The organism is Hydrogenoanaerobacterium sp., assembly GCF_032017025.1.
Lineage (GTDB): Bacteria > Bacillota > Clostridia > Oscillospirales > Ruminococcaceae > Hydrogenoanaerobacterium.
Map to the genome: position 1 here is coordinate 1 of NZ_DALZQO010000001.1, position 13,151 is coordinate 13,151.

Annotated in this window: 12 protein-coding genes; all 12 read left to right on the forward strand. The window is 53.7% G+C overall.

Going from position 1 to position 13,151, the window contains the following annotated elements:
* A partial coding sequence (locus RTV33_RS00005; RefSeq protein ID WP_312640250.1) for a conjugal transfer protein TrbL family protein occupies positions 1–533 on the forward strand: 533 nt, incomplete at its 5' end.
* 20 nt (positions 534–553) lie between these two features.
* Entirely contained in the window at positions 554–937 is a 384-nt protein-coding gene (locus tag RTV33_RS00010; protein WP_312640252.1) for a DUF4406 domain-containing protein, read from the forward strand.
* Positions 937–3,438 (forward strand): DNA cytosine methyltransferase, encoded by a 2,502-nt coding sequence (locus RTV33_RS00015; protein WP_312640254.1) that lies wholly within the window; start codon positions 937–939, stop codon positions 3,436–3,438. The genes RTV33_RS00010 and RTV33_RS00015 overlap by 1 nt, the downstream gene beginning before the upstream one ends.
* The gene (locus RTV33_RS00020; RefSeq protein WP_312640255.1) at positions 3,414–3,674 is read left to right on the forward strand and encodes a hypothetical protein; all 261 of its coding nucleotides are present in this window, start codon (positions 3,414–3,416) and stop codon (positions 3,672–3,674) included. The genes RTV33_RS00015 and RTV33_RS00020 overlap by 25 nt, the downstream gene beginning before the upstream one ends.
* On the forward strand, positions 3,671–4,255 hold the full coding sequence (locus RTV33_RS00025) for a hypothetical protein (protein ID WP_312640257.1): 585 nt from the start codon (positions 3,671–3,673) through the stop codon (positions 4,253–4,255). Before RTV33_RS00020 ends, RTV33_RS00025 begins: the two co-directional genes overlap by 4 nt.
* 16 nt (positions 4,256–4,271) lie before the next feature.
* Complete coding sequence (locus RTV33_RS00030; RefSeq protein ID WP_312640948.1) at positions 4,272–6,077, forward strand: ATP-binding protein; 1,806 nt, start codon at positions 4,272–4,274, stop codon at positions 6,075–6,077.
* Positions 6,078–6,134: 57 nt separating this feature from the next.
* On the forward strand, positions 6,135–7,220 hold the full coding sequence (locus tag RTV33_RS00035; protein ID WP_312640258.1) for a M23 family metallopeptidase: 1,086 nt from the start codon (positions 6,135–6,137) through the stop codon (positions 7,218–7,220).
* A gap of 15 nt (positions 7,221–7,235) precedes the next feature.
* Entirely contained in the window at positions 7,236–7,610 is a 375-nt protein-coding gene (locus tag RTV33_RS00040) for a DUF3846 domain-containing protein (protein ID WP_312640260.1), read from the forward strand.
* Positions 7,611–7,623: 13 nt separating this feature from the next.
* Positions 7,624–7,893: a DUF6103 family protein gene (locus RTV33_RS00045; RefSeq protein WP_312640261.1), complete on the forward strand. Its 270-nt coding sequence runs from the start codon at positions 7,624–7,626 to the stop codon at positions 7,891–7,893.
* Positions 7,894–8,284: 391 nt separating this feature from the next.
* Positions 8,285–8,701: a hypothetical protein gene (locus tag RTV33_RS00050; protein ID WP_312640262.1), complete on the forward strand. Its 417-nt coding sequence runs from the start codon at positions 8,285–8,287 to the stop codon at positions 8,699–8,701.
* Positions 8,701–11,592 (forward strand): MobP3 family relaxase, encoded by a 2,892-nt coding sequence (gene mobP3, locus RTV33_RS00055; RefSeq protein WP_312640264.1) that lies wholly within the window; start codon positions 8,701–8,703, stop codon positions 11,590–11,592. The genes RTV33_RS00050 and mobP3 overlap by 1 nt, the downstream gene beginning before the upstream one ends.
* A 146-nt stretch (positions 11,593–11,738) precedes the next feature.
* Positions 11,739–13,151 (forward strand): DUF3991 and toprim domain-containing protein (locus RTV33_RS00060; RefSeq protein WP_312640266.1); only part of this gene is annotated, 1,413 nt, incomplete at its 3' end.

Below are 13,151 nucleotides of genomic sequence, written 5' to 3' on the forward strand. Positions count from 1 at the left end.
CCGGCTACGGCCAGAGCTTCGGGGAGATGGCAAACGGCATCCTCACGCAGCTCGGCAGCACCCCGGAGATGGGCGCCGCCGCTTCCGGTGTGTTCGGCGGCATCGGCGCAATCACCAACCCACTCATGCTGCTGTTTATGATTATCATGATGGGCTATGCCGTGATTAAAGTGTTCTTTGCCAATCTCAAGCGCGGCGGCATCTTGCTCATTCAAATTGCCGTGGGCAGCCTGTATATGTTCAGCGTTCCCCGCGGATATATGGACGGCTTTGTCCAGTGGTGCAAGCAAATCATCGGCCTATGTCTCACTACATTTTTGCAGGCAACCATCCTTGCAGCGGGGCTCATGGTGCTAAAGGACCATGCCCTGCTGGGGCTGGGGCTAATGCTGTCCGCAGGCGAAGTGCCGAGGATTGCCGGGGCATTCGGCCTTGACACCAGCACAAAAGCCAATGTAATGAGTGCGGTCTACACTGCACAGGCGGCGGTCAATACCACCCGAACCGTGGTGCAGGCGGTGGCGCCTAAATAAAACAGGAAAGGAAAAAGCCTATGAAGGTAATCTATGTAGCATCCCCCTATGCCGGGGATATTGAACAGAATACAGCATTTGCAAAGGAAGCGTGTCGCCATGTGATGAACGAGGGGCACGCTTTTTTTGCGCCCCATTTGCTCTATCCAAACTTGCTCCGAGAGTCAGAACAAGCAGAACGGCAGGCTGGGCTTGACATGGGTATCGCTATGCTGTCCCACTGCGATGAGCTGTGGTGCTATGGCGACCGCATCTCCTACGGAATGCACCTCGAAATCGAGGAAGCACGGCGAATCGGACTCCCTGTCCGCAGAGTGATGCAGCAGGAAAACGGCTTCGTCATTGGAAGCGCCAGAAATGTGCAACAGGCCGAGGCTCCCGCAATGGCAATGGGTATGTGCTGATGAATACGATGGGGAGCCTTTTCGATGGGATTGGAGGCTTTCCATTAGCCGCCGTCCGCAATGGCGTCACGCCATTATGGGCAAGCGAAATCGAAGCCTTTCCCATCGAAGTCACGAAACTACGCTTCCCCGATATGCTCCATGTCGGGGATATCACAAAGCTAAACGGAGCGACGCTACCGCCTGTGGATGTCATCTGCGGCGGCTCACCCTGCCAAGATTTATCGGTGGCCGGAGCGCGCCGCGGCCTCGCAGGAGAGCGATCCGGGCTGTTCATGGAGCAGACCAGAATTGCAAAGGAGATGAGAAAAGCAGATGAACAGCGAAATATACCAGCTCACCTTATTCGACCTCGATACCTCATTTGGGAGAATGTCCCTGGAGCCTTTAGCAGCGCAGACGGCGAGGACTTCCGGGCGGTCATCGAGGAAATCGTCCGTATTAAGGACAGTTCCTGTGATGTGCCTCGACCTGACACCGGGACATGGCAATCTGCTGGGGCTGTCTTTTTGGGAAACCAATTCAGCCTTGCTTGGAGAGTGCTCGACGCTCAATTCTGGGGAGTCGCCCAGCGTCGCCGTCGCATCTTCCTTGTCGCAGATTTTGGAGGACTCACCGCACCCCAAATATTATTTGAGCAAGACCGCCTGCTTGGGAATTTTGCGCAGAGCCGAGGCAAGGGGCAAGGAGCTGCCGCCCCAGCTCAAGGATGCACTGATGATACAGGCGGGGCTTGTCTGACCCCATGGGATGTGCAAAGCCGCCGCATCACCTCAGAAACCGGCACATGGCCTGCCCTTTACGGTGGAGAGGGCGGCAGTCACGGATATGTACAGACAGAAGAAAAAACACCGGTGGCGTTTGCCGCCAATCAGCGTGATGAGGTGCGGGATTTGCACGATATCGCCGGAGCCTTGGGCGCGCAGCCAGGGATGAAGCAGCAGACCTTTGTTGCGGACACCGCCGCTGTCAGCAGCTTTCATGTAAACCAGCGAGATGAAGTCATTGACCTACATGGCATCTCTGGCGCACTGCTGGCAACCCGCAATATGCAGATGCAGACCTTTGTTGCCCAGGAGCCGCTCATGTGTCTAAACGACCAAGGCGGTGACCGCATGGACATCACCGAGGAAGTAACCTCCACCCTCCGCGCAGGCATGGGCGGACATCCTCCGCTGGTAGCCCAGCCCAACTGTCTCAATGGCTGGGACACTCAGCAGAGCCGCGTGTTTACACCAGAGGGTGTTGCGCCGACCCTTGCAGGTGCGGACGGTGGCGGTGGGAGAAATCCGGCTGGACTGCTGCTTGCTGCGGGTGTGGTCAGCAAAGGTGACGGCGATTGCTTTCTCACCCCAGAAGTCCATACCTCCCTCACCAAAGGTGGTGGGCAGGCCGGACAGGGATATCCTTGTGTGCTGACCGCTGGCTTTTGTGGCAATGCCGGTGCGGAAGCAAGAGGAATTGGCTACCAAGATGAGTGTTCCCCCACGCTGAAAACAGGTACGGCACCGTCTGTTCTCTGCCTCAATGACCAAGGAGGCAATCAGATGCACTGCACCGAGGATATCACTGGCACCCTACGTGCACAGGAGCATGGACACCAGCCGCTGGTCATGGCAACCCAACAGGGCGGCGCAGAAATTGGCAAGGGCATCTGCCCAACCATCACCGCCAGCGCCGGAATGAGTGGCAATAACCAGCCGGTGCTGTTTGAAAATCATGGGATTGACGCCAGATACACAGGTCCTCATCAGGTATCGCCCACCATGTCGGCACGCATGGGAACAGGCGGAAATAATATCCCACTGGTGGGTGCTCCTATTGCGTTTAGCCTTGACTCCAAGGAATCCAACAGCATGAAATCGCAAAACCCCCATTCGGGATGCAGAGAAACCGACCTCGCCCGAACCATTGATACCACAAATCCAGACCCCAGCAAGAACCAGGGCGGCATCGCCATTTTACAGGAAACCATCTGCATTGCGGGTAACACCATCGACCGCCAGCCGCAAAACGGAGGTAATGGGCTTGGCTGTCAGCCCGATGTTGCATATACCCTGACCGCTACGGATCACCATGCGGTGTTTAATCGTCAGGGCTTTTCCACCTTTCATGAGGGAGAAGTCGCGGCGGCGCAGTGTGCAAGGCAGCACAAGGGCAATACCGATTTAATCAGCACCTACCAAGAGGTCATCGGTGCGCTATGCAGCGGCGATGAAAAAGGCATTGGCAATCAATATGTCAGCCAGGACAAATGCATCGTGGAGTCAAGAAGCCTCATTCGCCGCCTAACTCCCTTGGAGTGCGAACGGCTCCAAGGCTTTCCCGATGGCTGGACGGACATCCCCAGCGGCTCGGACAGTGCCCGATACAAAGCACTTGGCAATAGTGTGGCGATACCCTGTGTGAGCTTTTTGCTTCGGGGCATCGCTTATTTTTTAAGAAAATTCAAGGAGGAACAGGAGGACACACCACCATGTACATCTACCCCGACAACCTAAAATCTAAGGCCACACTGTTTTTGTGGGAGCTGCGGGACATCGGCATCATCGGTATCGGCTGCCTTATTTCTGTATTCGCGCTCTCCCGGCTGGGCTGGCTGCCGCCTATTGTTATCACGGCGGTCTATGCCTTTTTGACCATACGCTTTGAGGACACCAGCATTCTCGATTTTATCCGATACGCTGTGGCGTTCTTCTTCGGCAAGCAGCAAATCTACGAATGGAGGCAGTTATGAGCAGAAAGAAGAAACATGACAGGGGCAAATCGTCCACCCGCCAGCTCATGGGTATCACGGACATCACCCCGCACAGCTTGGTGACCGGATACGGCGAGCTGGTGTTTTTTATCATCAAGCCCACCAACATCAGTGTCCTCTCCGATGCCAGCGTGGGTGCGAGGATTTATGCGCTGATGAATGTTCTCAAGGGTATCGCGGAAATTGAGATGCTGTGTCTCAACAGCCGAGAAAATTTTGAGGATGTAAAGTCCCATCTGCAAAGCCGCATGGACACCGAGCAGAACCCTGTCATCCGCAAGCTGCTGGGACAGGATATGACTGCCCTTGACCGGATGCAGGTGCAGATGGCGACAGCGCGGGAATTTTTAATCATCATCCGTCTGCGTAAGGAAAAGGAGTCGGAAGTCCAGCCTTACCTCTCCCGCATTGAAAAATCTCTCAAGGATCAGGGATTCACCACGAAAAAGGCGGACGAAGCCGACATCAAGCGGCTGCTGGGCGTCTACTATGAGCAAAATGTCACGACCGAAAAATATGAAGATTATGACGGAGAAAGGTGGGTGATTTTCGGTGAGTAAAATCAGAAAAAAAGAAATGGTGGCACCAGTAGATGCGGTCAAAATCAAGGATTTCCTCGACATGATTGCGCCTGGTATCATCAAGTTTAACACAGACCATTTTATCTGCGGCAACACTTACCGCTGTGTTTGGGTGCTGCGGGAGTATCCCACCAGCACCTCTGAGCAGGCCATCCTACGCCACCTCGGAGAAAAGGACGGCGTGACCCTGCGGATTTACACCCGCCAAGTGACGGCCAATGAGGAAAAGAAAATCATCCACAATGCCGCCAACAAAAACCGCATGGACAGGAGCAGTACCAACGACCTTCAGCAGACGGTGACCGCTGAGAGCAACTTGCAGGATGTGGTCACGCTGGTGTCTTCCATGCACCGAAATCGTGAGCCGCTCCTCCACTGCGCTGTTTATATCGAGCTTACTGCTCACGATTTGGATGGGCTGAAGCTACTGCAAACCGATGTACTGACGGAGCTGGTGCGCTCCAAGCTCAATGTGGATCACCTCATGCTCCGACAGCGGGAGGGCTTTCTCGCGGTTGGCCCCGCCGGACATAACGTGTTGGGCAGCCAGTATGAACGGGTACTTCCTGCAAGCTCTGTGGCAAATATGTACCCATTCAATTATTCGGGCAAGACCGATGCAAACGGTTTTTATCTTGGCAGAGATAAGTTCGGCAGCAACATTATCGTAGACTTTGACAAGCGTGACGATGACAAAACCAACGCAAACATCCTCATCCTCGGCAACAGCGGCCAGGGCAAAAGCTATCTCTTAAAGCTCATTATCTGCAATATCCTTGCCTCGGGAAAAGCGGCTGTTTGCCTTGATCCCGAGCATGAATATGTGGAGCTGTGCGAGAACCTCGGCGGCTGCTTCATCGACCTTATGAGTAGTCAGTACATGATTAACCCGCTGGAACCCAAGACATGGGACGAGGGCGGCTCTGATGATGCGGACGCGCCCCAGGCATTCCGCCAGCGCACCAAGCTCAGTCAGCACATCAGCTTTCTGAAAGACTTCTTCCGTTGCTACAAGGATTTTGACGACAGGCACATCGACGCCATTGAAATCATGCTGGGTAAGCTCTACGAGCAGTTCGGCGTTAGCGACCACACCGACTTCGGCAAGCTGACCGCCACCGATTATCCCATCCTGTCTGACCTCTACGCACTGATTGAGGCTGAGTACAAGTGCTACGATAAGGCAAAATATCAGCTCTATACCGCCGAACTGCTGCAGGAAATCCTGCTGGGGCTTCACTCCATGTGCATGGGTGCGGAAAGCAAATTTTTCAACGGACACACCAATGTCACCAGCGACCGCTTTATTGTGTTCGGCGTGAAAGGTCTTTTGCAAGCATCAAAGAACGTAAAGAACGCCCTGCTCTTTAACGTGTTGTCCTTTATGAGCGATAAGCTCTTGACCGAGGGAAACACGGCCGCCAGTATTGATGAACTGTACCTGTTCCTCACAAATCTCACTGCCATTGAGTACATCCGAAACTTCATGAAGCGTGTGCGCAAGAAGGAATCGGCGGTGATTTTAGCATCGCAGAACCTCGAAGATTTCGCCATCCCCGGCATTGCCGAGCTGACAAAACCGCTATTCTCCATCCCGACCCATGCCTTTCTCTTCAACGCAGGCAACATCGACAAGCGGTTTTATATGGACACCTTGCAGCTTGAAGAATCGGAATACAACCTCATCCGCTTTCCCCAACGTGGTGTGTGCCTATACAAATGCGGCATTGAGCGGTATAACCTCGCCGTTCATGCACCAGCGTATAAGGAAAAGCTGTTCGGAAAGGCGGGCGGAAGATAATGAAAAATGTAGATGTATTTCCGCTTGGCTTTTGCACAATGAGAGGTCGGTGAATCTATGGCAGTATCCGCTGCGGTAGCCGCAGCCAAGGTCGCGGCCACCGTTTTATCAAGTGACAAGCTCAGAAAGACGGCGGGCTGGATTATCGCCGCCATCCTGTCGCCGGTCATTTTAATATTGGTGCTTATCTGCTCCATGCTCTCCGGCACAGCAGATCACAACAACACCGCCGTGGGACTGTGCTTCGAGGGCGGGGTCATTTCGGGCAATGTCCCGGAGGATTACCGTGGCTATATCGAGGATATGCAGGGCAGCTTTACCTTGCTGGATGGCAGCATCGTAACGATAAATGCAGAGATGGAGGGTGGTGACAGCCTCGACTCCACTCGCATCAAGGCAATTTTTTATTCTCTGTTTTTCGGCGCAGATAGCCCCTCAAAGAAAGACCACCGCCGCTTTGTAGCGTGCTTTGTCACCTATGAGGAACGCACCCGCACTGTGGAAAATGAGGATGGCACAACCAGCGAGGAAACCTACATCGTGGCGGTTCCCGTCAGGGAACTGCCCGTGGTATACGCAAATATTTTAGCGGCAATGGGCATTTCCATCACGCCTGAGAATCAAGCAAACGCTTCCGAAATCTATCACCGTGTGCTGTACGGCAGACCAGCACCCACCTATGGCGATGAGTTTGACCAATGGTCGGACGGCCTGCCCCTTTCGTCTGCACCGTTTATCGGGGCAGACGGTTTCTGCTCACCGTTAGGTGAGAGCTGGCGCGGCATGATCACCTCGGAGTTCGGCTACCGCAAAGACCCATTCACAGGGCAAACCAAAGGACACAGCGGCCTCGACCTCGGCGCGGGAAAAGGCACACCCATCCGTGCGGCACTGCCGGGGACGGTGTATGTGGTGCGTTATTCAAGCAGCGGCTATGGCTACCATGTGATGGTGGATCACGGCGGCGGTTTTGTTACGCTGTACGCCCATTGCTCCAAAATCCTCGTCACTGAGGGACATACGGTGGATGCCGGAACGGTCATTGCAGAGGTGGGCTCCACCGGGCGTAGTACCGGGAATCATCTGCATTTTGAAGTGCGGATAAACGGCGAGAAGCAAAATCCAAGAAGCTATTTACCATAAGGAAGGAGTCAGAATATGAAGGAAAATAAAATTAAAGTGTTGCTCGTTGAGCCCGGCTTGCCGCCCGCCGTGAAGGAAATTGGCAATGACCTTGCCAGCTTGCAGGCGGAGGTTGGTGGTCTGATTGAATGCATCAGCTTTCCAAACGGCTGCGTGGTTGTCTGCAATGAGGAAGCCAAACTGGCTGAAATGCTACCCAACAGGAGGCTGGGCGCAGATATCATCTGCGGCCCATTTTTTGTTTGTGACACCACTCGCAGCGGCGAGTTTTGTTCTCTCAGCAAAAGTAAAATTGCGGAATACAGTCAGCTTTTTTCCGAAGTCCCCGCCTTTAGCGGTGAGGAACCGGAGCTTGAACCCCGCATGACATTCATCGGATTTAATGATTAAGGAGGCTTTACAGATGAAAAAAGAGAACATCACCATCGGCATGGAAGGCGACAAACTCCGTGCCACCAAACGCTATATGGCTAAAAAGGAAGCAAATTTACAGGGTGAACTGGAGGATGCTTTGCAAAAGCTCTATGAAAAATATGTGCCCGCTCCCGTGCGTGAATACATTGATGAGGGCGGCGAGGATAGTGCCGCAACCGCACCTACAACTAAAAATCAGAAAGATAAAAGCAAGGCATCTACCGCTGCAAACAACGGTGCTATGACAACGAACCTGTAAGGCGCAGAGCTTAGCCACCGTTGCCACCGTGTCGCCCCTGTGTGGGTTTTTGCGGGGCTGGTTGGCATCCGTGTACCCCTGCGCCGGTTGAACAGCCGTGTCGGGGCTTTGTGCCAGCCATTCCCGCATCCAGCAAATACGCAAATAACTTCACTGAACCCCCCGGTCGAAAATAGAGCAGGATAAAGGCGGGTGGTCGCAAGCGACCTCCCACCGACCACAAACGCCCGCAGTGCGGGCGTTTTCAGCACCCTCGATAAGGTGGACGGTTTTGGCTTTTGGCACAGCCAGCGTGGTCGCAATCGGCAAAACCCCAAGCAAACAAAGGCTTTTTGCCGTCCACCTTGCAGGTGGTCAAGACAAAATTGAGAGCACAAGGAGGACTTACAGCATGAAAAATAATAAAGAGCGCACTGCCATATGGCTCTATCCCGAAACGATGGAGCGATTGGACGGCTGGCTTACTCAGGACAACTGCAAGAGCCGCAGTGAGTTCATGGAAAAGGCACTGAGCTTCTACATGGGCTACCTCGCCAGCGGTGACACCGCAGACTATCTTTCCAAGGCGCTGCTGACCAGCATTCAGGGCACACTGCAAAATACGGAAAACCGAGTATCGGGAAATCTCTTCCGGCTGTCGGTAGAAATCAGCATGATGATGCATCTGCTGGCGGCAAACCTCGACATCACCGATGATGAGCTGGCGCGGCTGCGCGGCCGCTGTGTTTCCGAGGTGAAAAAAACCAAGGGTAAAATTATGCTGGATAAGGCGGTGGAGTTCCAGCACGGCATTGGCGGCGATGAATAATGGCAAGGCTTATTTTCAAATGTCCCTACCTCAAGGGCGGTAGCGGAAAATCTGCCGCCCACCTTGCTCACCTTGTCAAATACATCGCCACTCGTGACGGCGTGGAAAAAATCAAAAGCGGTCATGAGCTTTGGTGTCCTACTAAAAAACAGCAGACGCTTATTGCGCAGCTGCTTCAGGAGTTTCCGGACGCCAAGGACTCGCTGGAATATGAGGACTATGTCGAAAAGCCAAACCGTAAAAACGCTTCGGAATTTATCACCATCACGCTGGAGCAACACCTCGAAAAAATTGGTGACCGTGAAAAGTATTTGGACTACATTGCAAACCGTCCCCGTGTCGAAAAAATAGACACCCACGGTCTATTTACCTCTGGCGATGTACCGCTGGAGCTGGAGGCTGTGGCAAGAGAGGTGTCGGCGCACACAGGAAACGTGTGGACGCCGATTATTTCTCTGCGCCGGGAGGACGCCGAAAAGTTTGGTTTTGAAAGTGCTGCTGTGTGGAAATCGCTGCTCTCCTCCAAAACGATGGAGCTTGCCGCAAGCCTCAAAATCCAGCCCGACCATCTGAAATGGTATGCGGCCTTTCACAATGAATCCCACCACCCGCATATCCACATGATCTGCTACAGCACTGAGCCAAGGGAGGGCTACCTCACAAAACAGGGCATCCGCAGTATGAAGTCGGCGCTGGCAACAGAGATTTTTCGGCAGGAGCTGTTACCGCTCTACTCGGATAAAACCCAGCAGCGGGACGCCCTCACCAGAGAGTCAGCCGAGGTCATGCGGAAACTGATTGCACAGATGCGGGGCGGCGTTTTGTACAGCACCAAGCTGGAGCAGCTCATCACCCACCTTGCGGATCGGCTGCAATTCACCACCGGCAAAAAACAATACGGCTATCTGAAAGCCGACCTTAAAAATGTGGTGGATGAAATCGTGGACGAGCTGGCGCATGATCCGCGTATTGCCGCCGCCTATGATTTGTGGTGGGAATTCAAGGGCAGAATTAACAGCATTTATACCGAGCAGGCGCAAGAGCCGCTCCCGCTTTCCAAATGCGAGGACTTCAAATCTATCCGCAATATGGTCATCAAAGAGGCTCTTCGCATTACAAACGGAGAGATGACCTTTGAAGAACCGTCCTCGGCGGATACTGCGCTTCCGGATGCGACTGCCGAGGACGATACCCCCGCCGCATTCTTTTCGGAAGAAGCAGTTGCGGACGAGCCAGAGGAAGCAGAGTGTCCTACTCCTCATGCTCACCGGGGCGGGGCGGTGTTTGGCAGTAAGCACCCATCGTGGTGGACGGACGAGTACAAACAGGCAAAGCAGTATTTGTTCGGAGATAAGCACGGCGGCACTATGCGGGATTTTGAAAAGGCCCGTGCGCTGTTTCTCGCAGAAGCCGACAGCGGCAACCCCCTCGCCATGTACGACCTCGGCCGCATGACCGCCGATGGCCTCGGCTGTGAGCCGGACGCCGATGCCGCCTACGCTTGGTACGAAAAGGCCCTCGCCGGATTTCATGCGACGGAGAGCGCAAGCCCTTGGAAGTACACCGAGTACCGCATTGGCAAAATGTATGCCGCGGGGCTTGGCACAGAGCAGAACTATGAGGATGCGGCGCGCTGGCTTACTCTATCAGCAAACGAAAACTATAAGTATGCCGAATATTCCCTCGGCGGTCTTTACTATCACGGCAAGGGTGTGGAGCAAAATCATGAAACCGCCTTTGCCCTCTACACCCGCTCGGCAAATCAGAGCTTTCCCTACGCCAGCTTTGAGCTGGGCAAAATGCTCAGTGACGGAATTGGCTGCACAAAAAACAGCACTGATTCCCAGCAACGCTTTACCGAAGCCTTTCACGGCTTCAAGTCCTTGGAGCAACAGAGCCATGACGATAAGCTCCAATACCGCCTTGGCTGGATGCTGCTAAACGGCGTTGGTACAGAAAAAGATGAAGTAGCGGCAAAAGCATACTTGGAAAAGTCCGCGGCGGTGGGCAATCCCTTTGCCTGCTACCAGCTTGCAAAAATCATTCTCTCCGATGAGAACGCCCCGCCGCAGGAGGTAGAAAAAGCCCTTGCTCTGCTTCGTAAATCGGTGGAGGGTGAAAATCCCTATGCGCAGTATTTTCTCGGCAAGCTCTATGAAAAAGGGCAGCACGTTCCCAAAAATGTCGCGGAGGCGGTGAGGCTTTATAAGCTGTCCGCTGGGCAGGAAAATGAGTTTGCGGCATATAGGCTCGGCAAGCTCTACCTTGGCGGCGAGGGTGTGCTGAAGGATGTGGAGGAAGCGTTGCACTGGCTTGGCTTTGCAGCAGAAAAGAAAAATCAGTTTGCGGAATATGCCCTCGGCGTTCTCTACCTCAAGGGCGAGGATGTCCCAAAAAATACTGAAAAGGCAATCTCATTCTTTCAGAGAGCCGCCGCACAGGACAATCACTTCGCGCAATACCGCCTCGGCAAGATTTATCTCATCGGTGAGGCCGCACTCAAGGATGTGGAAACCGCCTTGCGCTATCTGACTGCCGCCGCCGAGCAGGGCAATCAGTTTGCACAGTACACCCTCGGCAAGCTATATCTGATGGGCAAGGATGTGTCGAGGGATAAAGAAACGGCGGTAGAATGGCTCACCGCATCGGCGGCACAGGGTAATATTTACGCGCAGTTTTTCCTCGACCATATGGGGCAGTGGAAAGAGCCCTCCGTCCTACTTGCCACAACCCGACTGCTCCACCACATGAGCCGCATCTTTGCAGACAACGCGCCGCCGCTGAAATCGCACGGTCAGCAGATTGACCGCAAGCTCCTGCGGAAGCTCCGGGAGAAAAAGCAGGCGCAGGGTCACGCCCAGGGCGACCACGAGCAAACCATGTCATATTAACGATTGGAGAACTTTATGAAAAAGCCCAAAAAAACTACAAAACAACTGCCGCCCAAAGAAAAATTACTTCCGAGCCAGCGCCGTCCTGTCAAAAGGGCGGCGTTTTTTCATCGCATCGGAAACCGAAATCAATAAGGAGGTACACCATGGGAACCTATATCCATTTTACTGATGAACAAAAGCTCTGCGCCAACAATGTTGACCTCGTGGATTTTTTAGAACGACAGGGGGAAAAGCTCATTCGCTCCGGTCCCGAAAAGCGGCTGGCGTCTGACCACAGCATTACCGTGCGTGGCAACGAATGGTATGACCATGCCACGGAGAGTGGCGGCTATGCCATAGATTTTGTGTGCCAGTTTTATAACCTAACATTTCCCGAAGCCGTGACCATGCTCCTCGGCGGCGAACAGGGCAAGGTCTATGAACCGGCAGAAAAGAAAAAGCAGGAGCAGAAAAAGCCCTTTGCCTTGCCTGACGCCAACAGCGATATGCGCCGTGTCTACGGTTATCTGGTCAAAACTCGGCTGCTTGATCGTGAGGTGGTCAGCTATTTTGCAAAGCAAAAACTGATTTATGAGTCCTGCGAAAAATCTAAGGACGGCACCAAGGAATATCACAACGCCGTGTTTGTGGGACTTGATGAAAATGGTGTTGCCCGTCATGCCCACAAGCGAGGGCTCTACACCGAGGGCACCGGCTTCAAGGGCAACGTGGACGGCTGCAATCCCTCATATAGCTTTCACCACATTGGGAAAAGTAATCTGCTCTATGTTTTTGAGGCGCCTATTGATATGCTGTCTTTTATTTCGCTGCACCCCAAGGACTGGCAAAATCAAAGCTATGTTGCACTCTGCGGTGTTTCAGAGCACGCTATGTTAAAGGCACTGGAACTGCACCCGAACCTCAATCATGTGGTGCTGTGCCTCGACCACGATGAGGCAGGACTGGAGGCGGAAGAAAAATATTATGATTTGCTCTCAGATAAGGGCGTTCAGTGTGGCAGGATTCTGCCCAAGTTCAAGGATTGGAACGAGGTCATCAAAGCGGCTCATGGTCTGCCTGCGCTCCCAGCCGAGGAACATCCCCAGCATCGGCTTCGGGATGAAATCTGTGGTGAGCTGTCCGCAGTAAAACCTGCCGAACCTCTCTCTGCCAACCGTCTGTCCGCCATGCTGGAAAATGTCCGCACCCATTTGCATGGGGGCAGATTTTCTGATGCGGAGGACTGTCTCAAGGAAATGCTGTCCGGCGCGGTGGCATCTGCGGCGAACGAGTATCGCCAGATGAACCACTGCCGCAATCTCTCCACTGTGCAGGCTCTTCTGCGCTATGGCTTTCGCACCTATGAAAATCGTGGGCGGTTTAAGACAAGGCTGGATACGCTGGACTCAGCCATCATGTCCCTGCGCGGGTATGAGCGGGTACTGTCCTCGGCAGAAAAAGAAAAGCTGGCGGAGAGTTACGAAGTCGTTGCCGCCCACTGCCTCAAGGCGGTCATTTTGATGGAGCAGGATCAACAGAAGCTGGAGCAGAAGCTGGCCCCGGCGATGGCAATGGCG